The following is a 19,053-nucleotide window of genomic DNA, read 5'->3' as shown; positions in this document are numbered from 1 at the left end:
AAAAAATCCCGTCTACCTTAATAGTGGAAACAGATACAGCAAACATCATAGCGTTGGATAAACCACCCATTTATTGTTAGGAAAGGGTGCAAGGCGGAATGTTAAAAACTAGATTATTATTACTTATTGGGATCGGACTCTTTATGGTGTTGCTATTTCTAACACCAAGTTTCTTACCTGCAAAAGCCGTCCCGGTATTGGATCTTTCTGCAAAGGCAGAGGAAAAGGTAGCAAAAGAAGTAAAAGAAAAAAAGAAAATCACAAGTGTTGAATGGAAAGGAAATATATATCGGGACCTTGAAACACATTACTATCTTTTTTCTACCACTAAAAAAGGCACGATTAATGTAATTTGGGGACCGAATACAGTTGGTTCGGATTTTATCATTACTGATCCAAATTGGGGAGCCATGTATGGTAATGGAGATGTATTACCAGCAGGTGACTATATGTTTGTTGTCACTTCCAATCCTGCTGAATCACCGGAAGACCCGTCACTTCTTGCTTACAAATTTACGCTTAAAGGGCTATCGTTCAAAGAAGCACCAAATACTACTCTTCCTAAATTAACAATCGATAATCCTGTTAATTTGGTAACGCATCTACCTGAAGGAGATCATACCATCACCTTTAAAGGTAGTTCAGATGCTGATTTCTTACTATTTGGTGCTTCTGGATTTGGGGATGAAGTGACGGAGACCTTAACTAGTTCATTTGAAAAGAATCTTGTATTTAATGAAAATAGTCCAGCCTATAATTTTTTTAGAATATCTGCTACCAATGATTCTGGGAATGCTGTTAATCGTTATTTTGAAGTATTGTATGAGGGTGGTATAAGAGAATAAAGACTGGGAGCTGAGGTGCTATTTAAGTAGCCCTCAGCTTTTTTTATATAGGTCTGATTTAAGTAATGTTATAATTATTAGATGGAAAGAAAGGGGATATTTCACATGCAGCCATTTACACAGCAAGTAGTAATGATTATTAAAAATATCCCCGAAGGAAAAGTAATGACATTTGGTCAAATTGCCAGACTTGCCGGTAGTCCAAGAGCTGCTCGTCAGGTTGTTCGCATCCTTCACTCGATGAGTAAAAAGCATTGTTTACCTTGGCATCGTGTCTTAAATGCTAAAGGGCATATCTCTATCCAGGATGATTCTTCTTATCATGATCAAGTCTTATCCTTGCAAAGCGAGGGAGTGAAAGTAAGCGAAACGGGGATGGTTTGTTTAGATAAATATCAGTGGTACCCAGAAGGGAAATAGATTAGCAATTAGTTGTTGCTATTTCTCTATCTTTTTGATAATATCGTTTCATAGCTAACGATTATGAAAATTAAGAGGTGAGAAATATTCACTCATTTAACGAAAATGGTAATTTACTTCCTGAAGAGATTGACACTATTAATCTTCTTACAAAATTGCCAATTCATTCACTAAATATAGAAGCAATTGCAGTAGTGACTAATATATATCGTATTGCACAGGGCTTAAGAAATAAGATGGAAAGAGATGTCTTATCTGAATATGGATTATCGTGGACGTCGTTTTCGATTCTTTATGATTTGTGGATTTGGGAATCTGTAGAGACAAAAAAACTAGCTGAGTCTGCTGGAGTATCAAAGGCAACGATTAGCAATATTACGAATACGCTAGAACGAAAAGAGCTCTGCTATCGTAAAGTCGATAAAAGAGACCGTAGAATTACGTATGTTGTTTTAACCGAAAAGGGGAAAAAAGTGATGGAAGAGCTTTATCCACGATTTCATGTGGGAGAAGTAGATATAGTCTCAAGTTTGTCTGAAGCTGAGCAACGAAGTATTTCTTCACTATTGAGAAGAGTTATAAAGGAAAATAAATTTTAGTATAGTAAAAGTGATGACGGGAAACCGAGTAGTAGTTATCTCCCTGTAACAGAGAGTCGGTGGTTGGTGTGAATCGACACAAAGATAACATGAAATACATTCCCTGAGCTGTCTTTGCCGAGCAAAGAACGGACGATCCGTTATTCGTTAAGTGGGAGAACTAGATTCTTCAATTAGGGTGGTACCGCGTGCAAAAACCACGTCCCTTTTTTTAGGGATGTGGTTTTTTTATTTATATAAAGGAGGAAGTAGAGATGACAAAGTTATTGCAGGAACTAACGATGGAACAAAAGCAAGAAGTGAAAAGGCAGATGGCAATTTATACTCAAGGAGTACAAGAAATCATCCCGACCGAAGAGCTTGAAGCGAAAATAGCCAAATCAGTAAAAGAAAATAAGCCTTTAAAAATTAAGCTTGGATTAGACCCATCTGCACCTGATGTTCATCTTGGACATACGGTAGTGTTAAATAAGATAAGGCAGTTTCAAGAGAATGGTCATATCATTCAAGTAATTATTGGTGATTTTACTGGGAAAATTGGTGACCCTACTGGAAAATCAGTGGCAAGAAAACAATTATCAGATGAAGAAGTGAAGCATAATGCCAAAACATACTTCGAACAGTTTGCCAAAATTATAGATATGTCTAAGGTCGAACTTCATTACAATTCTACCTGGTTATCCAAGCTAAACTTTGAGGATGTTATCCAATTGGCGGGAAAAATTACGGTTGCTAGGCTGCTAGAAAGAGACGACTTTGAAGAACGAATTGCCTTTGGAAAGCCCATCTCCTTGCATGAGTTTTTCTACCCATTAATGCAAGGGTACGATTCTGTAGTGTTAGAATGTGATATTGAACTAGGTGGGACGGATCAACATTTTAATATTTTAATGGGCAGACATTTCCAAGAGAAGTTTGGGAATGAAAAGCAAGTGGCCATGTTAATGCCTCTATTAGAGGGGCTTGATGGCGTGGAGAAAATGTCTAAATCTAAGAAAAATTACATTGGTATTGATGAGAGTCCAAAAGAGATGTATGGAAAAGCGATGTCGATTCCAGATGAGTTAATGATTAAATACTTGGATTTGGTAACCGATATACCGCCTGAACAGGTTCAAGTCATGAAAGAGGAAATAAATAATGGGGATTTACATCCTAGAGATGCAAAAATGTTACTAGCCAAAACAATTGTACGCATGTACCATGGAATAGAACAAGCTGAATTAGCAGAACAAAATTTTATTTCAGTTTTTCAAAAAGGCTCAATGCCAAATGATATCCCAACCGTGAAATGGGAAGGGGAAACGAAGACGTCCTTGATTGGGCTTTTGTTAGCACTAAAAATGTTGAATTCGAAAAGTGAAGCAAGACGAATGATAGAGAACAAGGGTGTTAGAGTAAATGGAGAAAAGGTAGAAGATATCCATTCTCATTTAACCATTACTGACGGTTTAATTATTCAAGTCGGTAAACGGAAATTCGTCCAATTACAATTAAACAAGTAAAGGTGATCATATTGAAAAAAGTAATTTTTATGGATATCGATGGAACACTTGTAAATGAACACGGAGTAGTTCCTGAATCAGCGAAAATGGCCATTCAACAGGCGAGAAAAAATGGACATCAAGTATTTATTTGTACCGGCCGTTCAAAGGCAGAGTTATTTCATGATATCATGGAAATCGGGTTTGATGGGATTATTGGTGCTGCTGGAGGTTACATTGAAGTAGATGAAAAAGTCTTAATTCATGAGCGAGTTTCTACGGAAGATGTAATACATTTGGTTGAGTTTTTCAATAAACATCAAATAGATTTTTATCTTGAGTCAAATGGGGGCTTATTTGCAAGTAAGAATTGTAAGAAGCATATACAAGGGATTATTAATAACTTTTTAGCAGAAAATCCAAATGCCGAAGAAGAGGTCAAAAAGGGAATTCAGCCTTTTCATGATTGCTTAATTGATAATGAGGATTTAATTCGTGATGATATAAATAAAATTTCTTTTTTAGGCTCTAACGTTCCCATTGAAAAAATCAAGCAAGAATTCTCATCAAAATTTACTGTAATACCAAGTACGGTTCCGCTTTTTGGAGAGAATAGTGGAGAATTATCTGTACCTGGAATTCATAAGGCGGTGGCGATTGAGAAATTGCTTGAACATTTACAAGTTGATCGGGAGCACACATACGCGTATGGAGATGGTATGAACGATTTAGAGATGCTGCAGTTTGTACAATTAGGCATTGCGATGGGCAATGCGAAAAAAGCATTAAAAGATGCTGCCGATGATATCACAGATACGCATGATAACGATGGCATTTATAATAGTTTTAAAAAATATCAATTAATTTAAATCATTGTTAGCTACCACTATGGTAGCTTTTTTCATGTGTTAATGATTTTCGGCTTTTTGGGAAAACTATGAAAAAAGTGAAGAGAAGGATGGTTGTTTTGAATACTCATCAAAGTGAGTTCTTTGAGAAATTAATTTCAAATCAAGAGAAGGTCACGAGAGAATTTACAGATTACTGGCAAACCTATTCCGATTTTGGGGCATGGCAATTTTGGGTTATCCTGTTAATGCTCATCCTACCGTTAATTCTATTATATTTTACAATCGACCGAACGAAGATATTTGTCGTTTGTTTCTTCGGTTTTGCGACTCATGTATTGTTTGCTTATGTAGAGATTTTTGGAGTAAGAAGTGGTCTTTGGGGTTATCCCTATCAATTAGTGCCATACCTTCCTAGCATCTCTCTTGATGCATCCATTATCCCAATTGGAGCCATGCTCGTTTTCCAGTGGACGTTAAATAAGAACAAGAACTTCTATTTATATGGAACTCTTACAGCAGCAGTCTTTGGCTTTGCTTTTAAACCTTTATTAACTAGTCTAGATTTGTTTCAAATGTATAAGTGGGTTAATATTCCGCTTGTCTTTTTATTGTATGTAGTAATATTTTTTATTGCCTATCTTGCTACCAAGCTATTTATGCGGATGCAAGAAAAAAGTGTGTAACGGATGTAGTTGAAGCTACTTCCGTTTTTTTCTGTACTTAAATGGGTTGATATAATAGGTAAACCTTTGATACATTATTTTTGTATTGAATATTCAGAATACTCAGTTGGTGTACAAAATAAGATAGTGTTTAAAAGCGTTTACCATCATTCGGTGTTCATAGGCAGAAAAAAGAATCAGACAGGAAACCAAAATGCGGGGAGGGAACCAAAAATGACAGATGTATATATCGTAGATGGCGCACGTACGGCTTTTACGAAATTTGGTGGTGTGTTTTCACAAATGGGTGCTACGGAGCTAGGGACAGCGAGTGCTATTGGAGCACTTCGTCGTTCGAAGGTGGAGCCGAGTCAGATAGATCATGTAATTTATGGAAATGTAATTCATACTGGTAAAAATGCATCCTATTTATCAAGACATGTCGGATTACACAGTGGAGTTCCTCAAGAGGTTCCAGCGCTCACCTTAAATCGATTGTGCGGTTCGGGGCTTCAATCCGTTGTAACAGCAGCACAGCATATTTTAGTAGGTGATGCAAACATCGTTCTTGCAGGAGGAGCAGAAAATATGTCGCAATCTCCCTACTCTAATTTCTCACAGCGTTTTGGCGGATCTAAAATGGGGAATCTCCAATTTGACGACATGCTGCTGGAAACATTGACAGACCAGTATACAGGATGCGGTATGGGGATGACTGCTGAAAAGCTGGCCCAAATGTATGAGATTGCAAGAGAAGAGCAGGATCAATTTGCCGCAGAATCACATCAGCGAGCGGCAAATTCTGCCAGAATGGGAATTTTGGAAGAAGAAATTGTACCTGTTGAGGTGAAAACAAGAAGGAGTATTCAGGTTGTTAAGGCAGATGAACATATTAAGCCTGATGCAAATATAGAGGCACTTCAAGTTCTTAAATCTGCTTTTAAAAAAGATGGAACCGTTACAGCCGGAAATGCCTCAGGAATTAATGACGGTGCAGCATCTCTTGTTATTGCTAGTAAAAAATCCATTCAAGAAAACCGCCTAAAACCTGTTGCAAGAATTGTTTCCTGGGCCGTGGCAGGAGTAGATCCAACGATAATGGGTATTGGTCCGGTTCCGGCAATTACTCAAGCATTACAACGTGCCAACCTTAGTCTTGCTGATATGGATCTAATCGAGGTGAACGAAGCATTTGCGGCTCAATATTTAGCGGTGGAAAAAGCACTGGAATTAAACCGAGAGAAAACAAACGTGAATGGTGGAGCGATTGCGCTAGGTCATCCGGTCGGTGCAAGTGGAGCAAGGATTTTACTATCTGCGGCTTATGAACTAAGAAGGAGAAATGGTCAGTTTGCTGTTGTTAGCTTATGTATCGGTGGTGGCCAAGGAATTGCAATGGTAATAGAGCATAGATAATGGAAGCGTAGATATCTACGCTTTTTTGTTTCTTCTATTAAATAGCTAAAGATGTTAGAAACAATGTCGATATAATCCCTAGAAATATATTCTGGAGGGACTATGCTTGAAGATACAGAGTAAATTAATTGTTGTAGTTACTATTCTATTCCTATCGCTAATCGTTACAGGGACTTTATCTGTTTTTCAAATACATTCTACTAAAAGTGCGTACCTTGAAATGCAGGAAGACCAAGAAGTTCAATTTTTATTGAAGTCTCTTCAGTATCGATTTACAGGAATATCTAATGATGAAAGAGCCTTCCTTCTAACAGGTGATATGGAGTTAGTTGATGGGATTGCAAAGAAAGTAGAAGAAATAGAGAGTTGTTTTTCTATATTATCATCAATGAATAGCTTAGCATCTGAGGATAAAGAGGAAATTCAAGAGATTCAATCGAATCTACAAACCTATTTTGAAAAAAATCAAGAAATGGTCGAGTACTATACAAGTGGTGAGCAAGAAAAAGCATTAAAGATCCACATGGAAGAGGAAAGAAGTATTCGAAAAGAACTAGTAGATCCAAGTATAGATACCTTTCTCACAAAAATAAATAAAGAAATAGAAGCTGATAAAAAGATAGTAAATGAGGATCAAAAAACAGGTTCGTTGATCCAATACATTGTAATTGGTCTATCTATTATCTTTGGAGTAATAGTAGCATTCTTCATTATTAGATCAATTGTGAAGCCTTTAAATGAGATGACTAAACGGTTGAAGGATATTGCAGAAGGTGAAGGCGATCTCACACATGTTATTCATTTAAAATCCAAAGATGAGCTAGGTGTGATGGCTATTTCGTTCAATCAGATGGTAGGGAAATTACGCGATTTAATGAAACAAGTAAGTGACAATGCAGATCAGGTGGCAGCAGCAGCTGAGCAACTAAACGTTAGCTCGCAGGAAACAACAAAAGCAACGGAACAGATTGCTTCCACGGTAGAACAAGTTGCAGCAGGAACAGATCAACAAGTACTAACAGTTAAAGATACCTCGATTAAAATGAGCGATCTATCATCAAGATTAAGCTCCATTGCTTCAAAAACTGAATGGGTTGCCAGCAATGCGTTATCAACGGCAACAGGAGCTGTTGAAGGGAACAAAGCAATTGAAGGTATTGCTGGAAAAATGGATGATATTCATTCAACTGTAGAGCAATTATCACAAGAGGTTAGAAAACTAGGAGAACGATCTGGTCAAATCAGTGAGATTGTTAAAGTAATCACTGGAATCGCTGAGCAAACGAATCTTTTAGCATTAAACGCTGCCATTGAAGCAGCGAGAGCAGGAGAAAATGGAAGAGGTTTTGCCGTTGTTTCAGATGAAGTTCGGAAATTAGCAGAACAATCGGCAGCTTCCGCAAGTCAAATTTCTCAACTAATTGGCATCATTCAATCTGACACTAATCAAACATTACGTTCTATGGATGAAACAACAATTAAAGTAAATGAAGGTACATCATATATTCAACATGCTGGACAGTCGTTTAAAGAAATAGAACAATCGGTATCTGAAGTTTCTTCTGAGATCCTTAAAATGGCACGTTCAGTTCAAGAAATATCAAAGGAGACGGAACAAATGGTTGTTGCCATTGAAAAAGTAGGGGACACTTCAGAAATGACAGCGGCTGGAACCCAGAGTATGGCGGCATCAACAGAAGAGCAGCTGGCAGCAATGGATGAAATTAGCTCTTCTTCTGATTCATTAGCAAAAATGGCAGAAGATCTTCAACAATTAATAGGGAAATTTAAAGTGTAACTTAAAACAGCAGCTTCCAAGTAATGGAGGCTGCTGTTTATTAGGTTTCCTTATGATTGGGGAGTTCAATCACAAAAGTTGTTCCTGAATTCTCCATACTCTTAGCAGTCATTTGACCATTGTGGTTCTCGATTATTTTTAGCGAGACCGATAGGCCTAATCCTGTCCCCATATCCTTTGTTGAAAAAAATGGTTCGAAGATATTCGTCAAAACGGAGGGAGGAATGCCTTTCCCATTATCACTGAACTTTATTTGGATATGCTCATCTTTTATATCGGTACAGATTCTTACAGCTAGTGGAGTGTCGCCTTCTGCCTGTAAAGAATTTTGAAATAAATTAATAAATACCTGAAGTAACTCTTCGCGATTGCATAAGATGAAAAGATTCTCCGTATGTGGTGGTATATTAAAATCCAGATTTACATTGTGCAACAAAGCTTCACTTTTAAGAAAATTCCATAAGTAGTTTGTAAAGAAATGCTTAATTTGGATACGTTCAAACATTTTTTCGGAAGGCTTTGCAATACTTAGAAAGTCTGTAATAATTTTATTCGCTCGATCGATTTCCGGAATGAGTAGGTTGGAAAATAATTGACCGATATCACTCCCCACCTCTTTTTCAAGAAATTGGAGGTACCCACGTACAGTTGTTAGAGGATTCCTTATTTCATGCGCGATTCCAGCCGCAATTCGCCCTGCTAGTACTTGTTTTTCAGCCGTCTTTATCTTTTCCTCCATAAAAAAGCGATCTGTCATGTCACGTAGTTGTCCGTACGCTCCAATGACCTTCTCACCCTCATAAATCGGTTGTGCATCAAAAAGACAAATAATTGGGTCTCCTAAAGTACTTTGAAAAATGACTTCTTTACTATCATAAATTTCCTCCATAGTAAGGACATTCTTGAAATAGTCTCCTATAGTGGGAAGTTCATTAATTCTTGTAAAAGGTTTATGGAAAATTTGCTTAGCAAAATCAGTAAACTCTAAAATCATCCCATTTGCATTAGTAATAATGATTCCGTTTCTAGCTCCATTTATCAATACTTGATTAAAGATATTAAGCTTACGATTTTGTTTTCTTAAAAGCAATTCTCTCTCAATAGAATCCACTAATTGGGTAAGCATTGGCAAAAATAAGGGATTGTGAAAAGCAACAGGGACCATGATATTTACACTACCTAATAGATTATCCTCATCTGTGTAATGAAAAGGAGCGCCATAGCACGCCATTTTATGAAGAAAGGTGTGGTAATGGTCCTCTCCCACTAACTGAACGGGATGCTGGTGTTCTAACGCCAAACTAACTACATTCGTTCCTGTATCTTCTTGTCTAAATAAACTTCCCAAGTGAATACCAAATTGATCAATAGTAGACTTTATGAGGTCGTCACCTGCCAGGTCTAATAAGTAACCTTCTGAATCCGAAATAGCGATGAAAATTGGCGTTTCTTGTAAAGTAAAAATCAGTTTTTCTGAAAAGAAACGAACAACGGACAGTATTTCTCTATACGCTTCTTGTCTTTTTTGAACCTCTAATTTGGATAAAGTTACCCTGGGACGAACGATCTCATTTGGATCCATCCCGATTTCTTTACACTTCAGCTTTGAAAGTGTGATATAACGTGGTTCCTTTTCGTTCATCGAATAGCACCTCAAAAATAATAAATGCAAATTGTATTATAACATGAAATATGCATCTTTTATCCTAGTGATTTTAGAAGGGGATAGAAAAACCATGATAAAAGCGTAGATAAAGATAGCTAGTGTAAAAGGCGCAATCGGTGGCGCGTTCATGTTATAATGGACAAAAAGAACATAGACATCATTATTAGGTTAGTAGACAAATTACGTGATGGTTTTTAAAGGAAGGTATCTATGGTAGAAGAAAACATTACAAGAATGCATCTTGACGGAAAAGAATACATACTTATTGGGACCGCCCATGTGTCGAAGCATAGTGCAGAGCAGGTGAAGGAGGTTATTGAAGCTGAGAAACCTGATGCTGTGTGTGTAGAGTTGGATAAGCAAAGATATCAATCGATTACGGATGGAAACAAGTGGAGGGAAATGGATATCATACAAGTGATTAAGGAAAAGAAAGCCTCCTTATTGTTAATGAATTTAGCTATTTCTTCCTTTCAAAATCGGATGGCTAATCAATTTGGCATAAAAGCAGGGCAGGAAATGATTCAAGGAATTGAATCAGCGAAAGAAACAGGCGCAACACTTGTACTCGCCGATCGGAATATCCAAATTACCTTTGCTAGAATTTGGGGTGGAATTGGCCTTAAAGGAAAAGCGCTTCTTTTAAGCCAAGTGATCGCAGGTATTTTTAGCAAGGAAAGTATTACGGAAGAAGAATTGGAAAAAATGAAAAGTCAGGATACGCTTCAAGCGATCCTTAATGAATTTACGGAAACCTTTCCGCGATTAAAGAAACCTCTTATTGATGAACGAGATCAATATCTTGCACAAAAAATAAAAGAGGCGCCAGGGGAGAAAATTGTTGCCGTACTTGGAGCAGCACATGTACCAGGAATCAAGGAAGAAATTAAAAAAGAACAGGACTTAACAAAGCTAACATCTGTCCCCCCTAAATCAAAATGGCCAAAAATCATTGGCTGGAGTATTCCTGTGATGATCTTAGCAATCATTGCGTATACGTTTATCGCCAATCCGCAAGCAGGGTTATCTCAAACATTCAGTTGGATTTTGTGGCATGGTGGGTTATCGGCATTAGGAGCAGCAATTGCACTCGGACATCCATTGACGGTTTTAACCGCCTTTTTGGCAGCTCCGATTACATCCTTAAACCCAGTTCTCGCATCAGGCTGGTTTGCCGGACTTGCCCAAGCTTATGTCAGACGCCCAAGTGTTAAAGATTTTGAAACGCTGTCTGAAGACGTGTTTAGTGTAAAAGGATTCTGGAAAAACAAAGTTAGCCGAATATTGCTAATCGTTGTATTATCAAACCTTGGAAGTACACTTGGAACAGTCATTGGCGGAGCAGATGTAATCCGAGTTTTCTTCGAGAACTTATAATTTAGGAAGATGAAGACCCAAAGGGGGTCTTCATCTTTTTTATTATTTAGGGCGGGAGCAATTGTTACGGTTTCGTTACTTAGATATCCAGAATTTAGTGGATAGGGGGAAGTAATTAAGATATGGTTCCTTGGATATCCAGAATTTAGGTTGTTAGAGGAAATAAATTAGGATTTGGTTCCTTGAATATCCAGAAATTAGTGAGTTGAAGGAACTAAAACAGCATTTAGAACATGGGATTTCTCAGTAATTAGTAAAATTGGTAAGCTATTTATCTGGACAGGAAAGAACAGAATTCTTTCCATTTTTAAAAGAATAATGGTGTATAATGGAAAGTACCATGACAGCAGGTGAGAATTATATATGAAAATACGAAAGCTTAACACAGGGGAATCAGTCCCATTCGATTTGTTGCTTGAAGCTGATCCTTCTCGAAAAATAGTAGAAGAGTATATCAGAAGGGGAGATTGCTATCTAGCTGAAGACGCCAACATAGTAGTTGGCGTGTACGTTCTACTCCCTACTAGACCTGAAACCGTTGAGCTAGTGAATCTTTCCGTTTTGGAGAGTAAACAAGGGAAAGGGCTTGGCAAAAAGCTTGTTTTGCATGCCATTCAGATAGCGAAAGATCGTGGATTTCAACGATTAGAAATTGGTACCGGTAATTCAAGCATTGGACAGCTGGCTCTTTATCAAAAATGTGGCTTTCGGATTGTGGGTGTAGATATCGACTTTTTTAGTAAGAACTACCCAGAGGAAATCTACGAAAATGGTATTCATTGTAGAGATATGATTCGACTATCAAGAGACTTGTAAGAAGAAAGGGGAAGTTTTTTATGATTTTAGAAGCGGTTATGCTTCAGGTTAGAGAGGGGCTTGAAGAGGAATACGAGGAGGCATTTCGTCAAGCATCTGGAATTATTTCCAGTATGAGAGGCTATCTGTCACATGAGTTACAGCGCTGTTTGGAAGTGAAGGGCAAGTATTTGTTACTTGTGAAGTGGGATACATTAGAGGATCACACAATTGGATTTCGTGGGTCAGCAGAGTATCAGGAGTGGAAACTTTTATTACATCATTTCTATGACCCGTTTCCGACAGTAGAGCATTTTAGTAAGGTTAAACTTTAACACGGAGGCGTACTATGAGGGTCCTATTAGAACTAGTGAGAATCATATTATTGTTCGGTTTTATTGGGAGCTTGTTAGGGATGCTATTTACATATATTTATGAACTTCTAGGAGTAAAGATAGCTAATAAAGAGTGGATGGTTTCTCTTTCTATCTTTATTCTCTTATTTGTTTTATATCGGAATAGATGGCAGTTTAGTGGATGGTATAAGGGGAAGGGAAGAGAAAAGCTTCCCAAGAAAGTTACCAATGTACTTGTTTCAGGTGCAAGTTTACTCCTCATTTTAGTTCCCTTTTTTTAACCTATAATAGGTTCATTACGCGAAAAGAGGGTTGAATAGGAATATGATTGTTGTTTATATTTGGAAGAGGAGTGTACAGGTTGTCTCATCAAACTATGACAAACAAAGAACTTTTAATAAACTATAAAGCTGATTGTGAAAATTGTTTTGGTTTATGCTGTGTCGCTTTGCCATTTATCAAATCAGCTGATTTTGCTGTAGATAAAGATGGAGGGGTACCTTGCAATAATCTTCAAGAAAATTATCGCTGCGGAATTCATGAGGGTTTGCGGGGGAAGGGATATAAAGGCTGCACTGTGTATGAATGTTTTGGAGCTGGACAAAAGGTTTCTCAATTTACCTACAAGGGAAGAGATTGGCGGGAAGACAAGAATACAGCAAAGGAAATGTTTCGTGTTTTTCCAATCATGCAGCAGCTTCACGAGATGTTGTATTACCTACAGGAAGCACTTAGTATAGGAGATACTCGTTCCATTCATAATGAGATACAAAAGGTACTAGACGAGACGGAAGCCCTTACGAAACTTAATCCGATTGTGCTGATGGATCTTAATGTATCCAATCATCGTGTGGTTGTAAATGAATGCCTTTTAAAATCAAGTGAGCTTGTTCGTCATAAAGTGAAAAAAGATAAAAATCATCAGAAAAAAGTTGGAAAAGGCATGGATTTAATAGGTGTCAAGTTAAAAAGTGCAAACTTAAAAGGGATGAGTTGGAGGGGCGCATTTCTAATTGCTGCGGACCTTCGAGAAAGTGATTTACGGTATTGTGACTTTATTGGTTCGGATTTGAGAGATGCCAATTTACATGGCGCTAATTTACAAGGAAGTATCTTTCTTACACAAGCACAAGTAAATGCCGCGGAAGGCGACAAAAATACTAAATTACCATCTCACTTAAAAATACCAGAACATTGGTTAACATAGGTTTAGATATCTTATTAAGGAATGTACAAATGATTTATATCAGGGTGGGCAGTGTAGGTCTCATTTACATTCTTTTTTATTTATTTTTCAGTGGGAGATATATTGATGGAGATTTCTTTAATAAGGCATGGAAGATCAAAATGGGTACATAATGATTGGATAACAGTTAAACAATTTGAAGACTGGGTAACTAGGTATGATGATCATGGGGTTTATGAAGAAGAAACTTACCCGAAGGAAACGCAAAAAAAATGGGCAACAGCCAGCATGGTCTATACAAGTGATTTATATAGGTCCAGGGAGTCTGCAAAATTATTAATTCCCACAGTGGACCTTGTTTCCGATTCTTTGTTCAGAGAAATAGAGTTGCCAACAATATCAGGATTTTTCTCGAAAGTAAAATTGCAGCCGAACGGATGGGCAATCTTGATGAGGTGCTTGTGGGTTGCGGGTTATTCTAGAAACTGTGAATCCTTTGCGGATGCAAAAATTCGAGCCAAACAAGCTGCAGAGGAACTAGTCCATACGGCTGAAAAATCCCAATCTGTGGTATTGGTCGGTCATGGATTTTTTAATATATTAATAGCGAAAGAACTTTTACAAATGGGATGGACAGGCGCGAAAAGACCTGCCACGAAGCATTGGCAAGTTACTACATATACTAAATGAATCTTATTGAAGGAGTTAATCAAACAGGTTGACTCTTTTTTATTTTTCAAAAAACTCTTGACCCTCACATTAGTGTTACGGTTTAAAATGGAAGTATCAAGCGTATGAAAGGAGTCTCCTCAATGAAAATCGGTGAGTTATCTAAATTAACGGGGGTGAGTATCCGTTCCCTAAGGTATTATGAGGAGCAGGGGATTTTAAGTCCGACGAGATTATCGAATGGCTATCGCATTTACAATGAAACAGCCATTGACCAAGTCCATACAATCAAGTTTTATTTGGATTTAGGACTGTCCATAGAGCAGATTTCTGGGTTTTTACACTGTGTTCTTAAAAATAAAGAAACCTTTTGTAAAGAAGTACTGCCGATTTACGAGCAAAAATTGGAGGAAATTGAAAAGCAGATTGAGGTGCTTCAAATGATTCGATTAAATTTAAATGATCGTGTAGCAGCGATAAAAGAAGAAGACCAATAAGGGAGGTACAAATAATGTTAGAACTAGGTCAAGAAGCATTTCATAAACAAGTAGAAAAAAAGGGAGTTGTATTAGTGGATTTTGGCGCTCCATGGTGCCCTCCGTGCCGTGTGCAAGAACCAATTTTAGAGGAACTTGAGGTGGAATATGGAAGTCGTGTGATGATTGCGAAGGTTGATGCTGATGAAGAACCTGAACTAGCATCCCGTTTTGGAATTTTGGGATTGCCAACGCTATTAGTATTCAAGGATGGGGAGCTGATCGATACGTTGCGTGGTCTTCATAGTAGAGAACAAATTAGTACAATCATTGATCGTTTCATAATATAACAAATATGATAAAATGTTATTTATGGAAATAAAATGGCTACCTTCATGGTGGCTTTTTTACTGTTAGGGGGAAAATGGATGAGTCGAAAGGTTGTTCTTTTCATAGCGACGAGCTTGGATGGATATATTGCCACTAATGATGAATCGCTGGATTGGCTTTTTCAAGTAGAAGGCGAAGGAGACAATGGATACTCAGAATTTTATGAAACAGTAGACACAATCCTTATGGGAAGAAGGACCTTTGACTGGGTGATGAACCAGGTAAATGGACAATTTCCGTACGAAGGAAAAGAGAGTTTTGTATTTTCAAGAAATCAACCGGGGAACAATCAACATGTGAAGTTTGTTGCGGATGACGTTGTTCCTTTTATAAATAAGCTTAAAGAACAGCAAGGGAAGTCTATTTGGTTAGTTGGTGGAGGAGACTTGATTCATTCGTTTTTAAAAGAGAAGCTTGTGGATGAGTTAACGATTACCGTAGCTCCGGTTTTACTTGGGGCAGGGATTCCGTTATTTAAGGAATACGAGCTTGAACAGAAACTTGAGTTAAAGGGAATTAAAAGATTCAATCAATTTGTTGAATTGCATTATATTGTTAAAAGATAGGAAGGAAATAATGTGAAAATATATAAGTATGTATTTTTTGATATAGATGATACGTTATTAGATTTTCAAGCTACGGAGAAGGAAGCGTTACGCGCTCTCTTTGCAGAACAAAATATGGACTTAACGGCAGAAGACGAACGCAGGTATAAAGAGATAAACCAGGGTTTGTGGAATGCTTATGAAAACGGACAGATCGATCGAGACGAGGTACTCAACACGAGATTTTCGGCTTTCTTTATGCAATACGATTTAGAAGTAGATGGAAGTTTATTAGAAAGAAAGTATCGCAGTTATTTAGAGCAAGGACATCAGCTTATTGACGGTGCGATGGACTTAGTTATGCACTTGCAGTCTCGATATGAACTGTACATTGTCACAAATGGCGTGTCCAAAACGCAGGATAGAAGAATTAGAGATTCTGGTTTATATTCATATTTTAAGAATGTTTTTGTCTCAGAAGACACAGGGTTTCAAAAGCCAATGAAGGAATTCTTTGATTATGTGTTTGACAGAATTCCAGACTATATTCCAGGACAGGGTTTGATTATAGGGGATTCTTTATCTGCAGATATTAAAGGTGGACAGATCTCTGGTCTAGATACCTGTTGGTTTAACCCGTTACGAAAAGAAAATCAATCAGGGATTAGTCCTACTTATGAGATTCAACAGTTAAAGGAGATACATGAGATTTTACCAAGTTTGGTGAAAACCTCATAGGAATAATAATGGAAGAGCCGACTTGATATTAAGCTCTTCCTTTCTTTTATTCAACATGTTACTATATAGTCACATATGATAAGTGACAAAAAGGTAACATATTATATTTAAAACCAATCTGGAAAGGATCATTGTGATGGATGATGAACTTTCGGCTCTTTTTAAAGCACTGGGCCACCCAACCCGAAGACGCATTCTTGATATATTGAAGCAATCCCCAAAAACGACGGGGGAACTAAATGATTTTTTTCCCGAAGTCTCAAGATATGCGATTATGAAGCATTTATCAGCCTTGCAAGAAGGCAATCTTGTAATTGTTCGACGCGAGGGGAAATACAGGTTTAATTATCTTAATGTCATTCCTTTAGAGGAAATGAACGAAAGATGGGTAGCGAAATATATGAAGAAGGATGCCCGATCACTTCTGAATTTAAAATCATTAGCTGAACAAACAGGAGGAGAACTAGAAATGGATCATTCAAAACAAGCACAAGTGTTTCGTATTGAGCAAGAAGTAGTCATAAACGCACCACGGCAAGAGGTTTTTAAAGCTTTGACCGAGAAGGCAGAAGACTGGTGGGAGTTTCGGTTAGCTCCAAAAGGTGTGCGCTCAACATTTTCTTTTGATGCAGTACCAGGAGGACAATTTATTGAAAGATGGGGAGAAAATGATGGAGCAGTATGGGGAAATGTGTATTATGTAAATGCTCCAGAGGAAATTCGACTACATGGTCATTTAGGCATGCAAGGGGCAGTTAATAGTGCATATACCTATCGATTGACTGAAAAAGATGGTGTTACAACCCTTCAATTATCTCATACTGCTTCAGGCGTTATTGAAGAAGAATGGGAGGAATCACATAATCATGGATGGAAACATCTTCTTGGCACGTTATTAAAGAAATATGTTGAAGAAAATAATAACGTACAATAGATGATCCAATCTGAACTGGAGGAACATAATCATGGTAGACGTGTTTACAGAAATCATCATAAATCGTCCGTTAGAAAAAGTATCAACGTACGCATCCAATCCGGAAAATGCTCCAGAATGGTATGTGAATATTCAGTCGGCGGAATGGAAAACTGAAAAAACTGTAAAGAAAGGATCTCAAATTGCATTTAAGGCAAATTTCCTCGGACGAGAGCTTGCTTATATTTATGAGATTACCGAATTCCAACCAGGGGAGAAGTTAGTCATGAAGACCTCTGCTGGTCCGTTTCCGATGGAGACAATATATACATGGAAGTCTATTGAAAGTGATGTTACTCGTATGACTCTTCGAAATCGGGGAAATCCCACTGGTTTCTCTAAACTTTTCTCTCCTTTTATGGCTGCGATGATGAAGAAAGCTAATATGAAGGATTTGAAAAAGATCAAAGAGATACTTGAGGACCAAGAATAGGAAGGTTTTACCAATAGTGATCATAGGCATTCGCCCTTCCGATCTCTTTCTATCATCATAGGATAGTATTGTAACACTGAGGGAGGTGTTAATGAATGTATAACAATAGTTTTGCGTTAATCGTTGTACTATTCATTTTGTTAATTATTGTTGGTACAGCATTTGTTGCCTAAATGGCATAGTGAATAGGTAAAGAGTCAGCCATAACTGGTTGACTCTTTTTTAGTTTAATAAAATTTTGTTATTGTGTGCACGATTTTAGTATGCTATTGTATCTTTGTAACTTATTAAAGAAGTTTAATAAGTGTCTTGAAACGGTGGTGAATGAATAGATGAGTGATTTAATAGCAACTCCAAAATCAATGAAAAACGTCATCTTAAGGGGAATCCGATCTGGATTACTTGAACTTGGGAGTGCAACAAAAGTTGAATTAAGCAATAAATTAGGAATTAGTTTTCCTACGATTAGCAAATTTCTCACGCAAATGGAAAAGGATGGAGAACTGTTGGTCGTTGGCCTTGATGATTCGAGTGGAGGAAGAAGGGCCAAACGCTACTCATACAATCCCGAGTATATGCTGGGCTTGGCGATTTTTTTAGAAAGTAATGAAACCCACTATACCGTTTTTAATTGTTTGGGTGAGGTAAAAGAACAAGGGAACACGTCAAGCGTACTAAAGAATAGCGATTTGAGTTTATTAACCAAATGTATTCAGGGCATCATTGCGGAGTATCCAAGAATTTCCTCCATTGCGATTGGCGTACCTGGATCGGTTGATAATGGTCGTATATTTTACATACCTGATTATGACCATTTACAGAACTTTGATTTAAAAGGGTATTATGAAAATCTTTTTTCTATCCCTGTTATAATCGAAAACGATATGAATGCAGCGGTACTTGGCTACTATAAATCGCTTGGGAATACGGACAATCAGTCTCTCGTATACTTGTATTTTGGCAAGAATGGACCAGGTGCCGGTGTTCTAATTAATGGAGACGTTGTGCGTGGGCGTTCCTTTTTCTCAGGGGAAGTATCCTTTGTTCCACAGTACGAAAAACAAAACTTCTTTCAAGCCTTAGAAAATCGAGCGGCATTTCTTGATGATCATACATTGGATGCGGTAAGTAGGTTAGTAGCTACATTTGTTGCCATAATAAACCCTCATATGGTCATTTTTTGTCATGGTGAAGTGAATGAAGAGGTTCTTGAAGAGATTAAAAAGAAAAGTTCGACCTATGTTCCAAGTGAGCATCTTCCTCAATTAACCGAAAGCAACTGGAAACACGACTATTTGTTTGGTTTACAGAATTTAGGGCTGGAGCTCATGATCACAAAAACAAGTAAGTAAACAGATAAGAGAGGAGAACTTC

At 37.6% G+C, this 19,053-nt stretch carries 23 protein-coding genes and 1 other annotated feature; of the genes, 22 read left to right on the top strand and 1 reads right to left on the bottom strand.

All coding sequences use genetic code 11. The features are described from left to right. Positions 1-98 precede the first annotated feature (98 nt). From ACRX5O_RS15645 to ACRX5O_RS15610, 8 genes are all read left to right on the top strand, one after another. A complete protein-coding gene (locus tag ACRX5O_RS15645; RefSeq protein WP_433906791.1) occupies positions 99-845 on the top strand; it encodes a hypothetical protein in 747 nt (248 codons plus the stop codon). A 105-nt stretch (positions 846-950) separates the two neighbouring features. Next, positions 951-1,265, top strand: a complete 315-nt coding sequence (locus tag ACRX5O_RS15640; RefSeq protein WP_433906790.1) for an MGMT family protein — start codon at positions 951-953, stop codon at positions 1,263-1,265. 77 nt (positions 1,266-1,342) lie between these two features. Further along, on the top strand, positions 1,343-1,864 hold the full coding sequence (locus tag ACRX5O_RS15635; protein ID WP_433906789.1) for a MarR family winged helix-turn-helix transcriptional regulator: 522 nt from the start codon (positions 1,343-1,345) through the stop codon (positions 1,862-1,864). Between the two features lie 4 nt (positions 1,865-1,868). Beyond that, positions 1,869-2,074: a binding site (T-box leader), on the top strand. Between the two features lie 44 nt (positions 2,075-2,118). Then, positions 2,119-3,369 (top strand): tyrosine--tRNA ligase, encoded by a 1,251-nt coding sequence (tyrS, locus tag ACRX5O_RS15630; protein WP_433906788.1) that lies wholly within the window; start codon positions 2,119-2,121, stop codon positions 3,367-3,369. Between the two features lie 8 nt (positions 3,370-3,377). After that, complete coding sequence (locus ACRX5O_RS15625; RefSeq protein ID WP_433906816.1) at positions 3,378-4,217, top strand: Cof-type HAD-IIB family hydrolase; 840 nt, start codon at positions 3,378-3,380, stop codon at positions 4,215-4,217. Positions 4,218-4,315: 98 nt separating this feature from the next. Beyond that, a complete protein-coding gene (locus ACRX5O_RS15620; protein ID WP_433906787.1) occupies positions 4,316-4,882 on the top strand; it encodes a hypothetical protein in 567 nt (188 codons plus the stop codon). A gap of 213 nt (positions 4,883-5,095) precedes the next feature. Further along, positions 5,096-6,277, top strand: a complete 1,182-nt coding sequence (locus ACRX5O_RS15615; RefSeq protein WP_433906786.1) for an acetyl-CoA C-acetyltransferase — start codon at positions 5,096-5,098, stop codon at positions 6,275-6,277. A gap of 106 nt (positions 6,278-6,383) precedes the next feature. Then, entirely contained in the window at positions 6,384-8,075 is a 1,692-nt protein-coding gene (locus ACRX5O_RS15610; RefSeq protein WP_433906785.1) for a methyl-accepting chemotaxis protein, read from the top strand. 40 nt (positions 8,076-8,115) lie between these two features. Here ACRX5O_RS15610 and ACRX5O_RS15605 read toward each other — a convergent pair whose 3' ends face one another. Continuing rightward, positions 8,116-9,717, bottom strand: coding sequence for an ATP-binding protein (locus ACRX5O_RS15605; protein WP_433906784.1), 1,602 nt, complete (start codon positions 9,715-9,717; stop codon positions 8,116-8,118). Positions 9,718-9,951: 234 nt separating this feature from the next. Here ACRX5O_RS15605 and ACRX5O_RS15600 point away from each other — a divergent pair, with 234 nt between their 5' ends. The 14 genes from ACRX5O_RS15600 to ACRX5O_RS15535 all read left to right on the top strand — a co-directional run bounded on the left by ACRX5O_RS15600 (position 9,952) and on the right by ACRX5O_RS15535 (position 19,031). After that, the gene (locus ACRX5O_RS15600) at positions 9,952-11,118 is read left to right on the top strand and encodes a TraB/GumN family protein (protein WP_433906783.1); all 1,167 of its coding nucleotides are present in this window, start codon (positions 9,952-9,954) and stop codon (positions 11,116-11,118) included. A gap of 363 nt (positions 11,119-11,481) precedes the next feature. Continuing rightward, on the top strand, positions 11,482-11,934 hold the full coding sequence (locus ACRX5O_RS15595) for a GNAT family N-acetyltransferase (protein ID WP_433906782.1): 453 nt from the start codon (positions 11,482-11,484) through the stop codon (positions 11,932-11,934). A gap of 20 nt (positions 11,935-11,954) precedes the next feature. Further along, positions 11,955-12,248 carry an antibiotic biosynthesis monooxygenase family protein gene (locus tag ACRX5O_RS15590; protein WP_433906781.1) on the top strand — a complete coding sequence of 98 codons (294 nt, stop codon included), beginning with the start codon at positions 11,955-11,957 and terminating at the stop codon, positions 12,246-12,248. A gap of 14 nt (positions 12,249-12,262) precedes the next feature. After that, positions 12,263-12,550, top strand: a complete 288-nt coding sequence (locus tag ACRX5O_RS15585) for a hypothetical protein (RefSeq protein ID WP_433906780.1) — start codon at positions 12,263-12,265, stop codon at positions 12,548-12,550. Positions 12,551-12,645: 95 nt separating this feature from the next. After that, positions 12,646-13,476, top strand: a complete 831-nt coding sequence (locus ACRX5O_RS15580; RefSeq protein WP_433906815.1) for a pentapeptide repeat-containing protein — start codon at positions 12,646-12,648, stop codon at positions 13,474-13,476. 105 nt (positions 13,477-13,581) lie between these two features. Continuing rightward, complete coding sequence (locus ACRX5O_RS15575; protein WP_433906779.1) at positions 13,582-14,145, top strand: histidine phosphatase family protein; 564 nt, start codon at positions 13,582-13,584, stop codon at positions 14,143-14,145. A 122-nt stretch (positions 14,146-14,267) separates the two neighbouring features. Next, a complete protein-coding gene (locus ACRX5O_RS15570) occupies positions 14,268-14,621 on the top strand; it encodes a MerR family transcriptional regulator (RefSeq protein WP_433906778.1) in 354 nt (117 codons plus the stop codon). Positions 14,622-14,635: 14 nt separating this feature from the next. Beyond that, positions 14,636-14,950, top strand: coding sequence for a thioredoxin family protein (locus ACRX5O_RS15565; protein WP_433906777.1), 315 nt, complete (start codon positions 14,636-14,638; stop codon positions 14,948-14,950). A 78-nt stretch (positions 14,951-15,028) separates the two neighbouring features. After that, entirely contained in the window at positions 15,029-15,556 is a 528-nt protein-coding gene (locus ACRX5O_RS15560; protein WP_433906776.1) for a dihydrofolate reductase family protein, read from the top strand. Between the two features lie 12 nt (positions 15,557-15,568). Next, positions 15,569-16,273 carry a YjjG family noncanonical pyrimidine nucleotidase gene (locus ACRX5O_RS15555; RefSeq protein WP_433906775.1) on the top strand — a complete coding sequence of 235 codons (705 nt, stop codon included), beginning with the start codon at positions 15,569-15,571 and terminating at the stop codon, positions 16,271-16,273. A 136-nt stretch (positions 16,274-16,409) separates the two neighbouring features. Beyond that, positions 16,410-17,207 carry an SRPBCC domain-containing protein gene (locus ACRX5O_RS15550; protein WP_433906774.1) on the top strand — a complete coding sequence of 266 codons (798 nt, stop codon included), beginning with the start codon at positions 16,410-16,412 and terminating at the stop codon, positions 17,205-17,207. A gap of 31 nt (positions 17,208-17,238) precedes the next feature. Continuing rightward, positions 17,239-17,679, top strand: a complete 441-nt coding sequence (locus tag ACRX5O_RS15545) for an SRPBCC family protein (RefSeq protein WP_433906773.1) — start codon at positions 17,239-17,241, stop codon at positions 17,677-17,679. A 95-nt stretch (positions 17,680-17,774) separates the two neighbouring features. Continuing rightward, complete coding sequence (locus tag ACRX5O_RS15540; protein ID WP_084362022.1) at positions 17,775-17,852, top strand: YjcZ family sporulation protein; 78 nt, start codon at positions 17,775-17,777, stop codon at positions 17,850-17,852. Positions 17,853-18,011: 159 nt separating this feature from the next. After that, entirely contained in the window at positions 18,012-19,031 is a 1,020-nt protein-coding gene (locus ACRX5O_RS15535; RefSeq protein WP_433906772.1) for an ROK family transcriptional regulator, read from the top strand. The last annotated feature ends 22 nt before the right edge of the window (positions 19,032-19,053 follow it).

The sequence above is a fragment of the Robertmurraya mesotrionivorans genome (assembly GCF_050971805.1).
Taxonomy (GTDB): domain Bacteria; phylum Bacillota; class Bacilli; order Bacillales; family Cytobacillaceae; genus Robertmurraya_A.
Note: the sequence above shows the minus strand (reverse complement) of the source record. Positions and strands in the feature narration are given on the sequence as shown.

Excerpts from the sequence above, each read along its gene's own strand:
- ACRX5O_RS15575 (WP_433906779.1), top strand. The coding sequence starts at position 13,582 with ATGGAGATTTCTTTAATAAGGCATGGAAGATCAAAATGGGTACATAAT.
- ACRX5O_RS15615 (WP_433906786.1), top strand. The coding sequence starts at position 5,096 with ATGACAGATGTATATATCGTAGATGGCGCACGTACGGCTTTTACGAAA.
- ACRX5O_RS15550 (WP_433906774.1), top strand. The coding sequence starts at position 16,410 with ATGGATGATGAACTTTCGGCTCTTTTTAAAGCACTGGGCCACCCAACC.
- ACRX5O_RS15640 (WP_433906790.1), top strand. The coding sequence starts at position 951 with ATGCAGCCATTTACACAGCAAGTAGTAATGATTATTAAAAATATCCCC.
- ACRX5O_RS15645 (WP_433906791.1), top strand. The coding sequence starts at position 99 with ATGTTAAAAACTAGATTATTATTACTTATTGGGATCGGACTCTTTATG.
- ACRX5O_RS15590 (WP_433906781.1), top strand. The coding sequence starts at position 11,955 with ATGATTTTAGAAGCGGTTATGCTTCAGGTTAGAGAGGGGCTTGAAGAG.
- ACRX5O_RS15605 (WP_433906784.1), bottom strand. The coding sequence starts at position 9,717 with ATGAACGAAAAGGAACCACGTTATATCACACTTTCAAAGCTGAAGTGT.
- ACRX5O_RS15540 (WP_084362022.1), top strand. The coding sequence starts at position 17,775 with ATGTATAACAATAGTTTTGCGTTAATCGTTGTACTATTCATTTTGTTA.
- ACRX5O_RS15560 (WP_433906776.1), top strand. The coding sequence starts at position 15,029 with ATGAGTCGAAAGGTTGTTCTTTTCATAGCGACGAGCTTGGATGGATAT.
- ACRX5O_RS15535 (WP_433906772.1), top strand. The coding sequence starts at position 18,012 with ATGAGTGATTTAATAGCAACTCCAAAATCAATGAAAAACGTCATCTTA.
- ACRX5O_RS15600 (WP_433906783.1), top strand. The coding sequence starts at position 9,952 with ATGGTAGAAGAAAACATTACAAGAATGCATCTTGACGGAAAAGAATAC.
- ACRX5O_RS15545 (WP_433906773.1), top strand. The coding sequence starts at position 17,239 with ATGGTAGACGTGTTTACAGAAATCATCATAAATCGTCCGTTAGAAAAA.
- ACRX5O_RS15595 (WP_433906782.1), top strand. The coding sequence starts at position 11,482 with ATGAAAATACGAAAGCTTAACACAGGGGAATCAGTCCCATTCGATTTG.
- ACRX5O_RS15570 (WP_433906778.1), top strand. The coding sequence starts at position 14,268 with ATGAAAATCGGTGAGTTATCTAAATTAACGGGGGTGAGTATCCGTTCC.
- tyrS (WP_433906788.1), top strand. The coding sequence starts at position 2,119 with ATGACAAAGTTATTGCAGGAACTAACGATGGAACAAAAGCAAGAAGTG.
- ACRX5O_RS15585 (WP_433906780.1), top strand. The coding sequence starts at position 12,263 with ATGAGGGTCCTATTAGAACTAGTGAGAATCATATTATTGTTCGGTTTT.
- ACRX5O_RS15580 (WP_433906815.1), top strand. The coding sequence starts at position 12,646 with ATGACAAACAAAGAACTTTTAATAAACTATAAAGCTGATTGTGAAAAT.
- ACRX5O_RS15565 (WP_433906777.1), top strand. The coding sequence starts at position 14,636 with ATGTTAGAACTAGGTCAAGAAGCATTTCATAAACAAGTAGAAAAAAAG.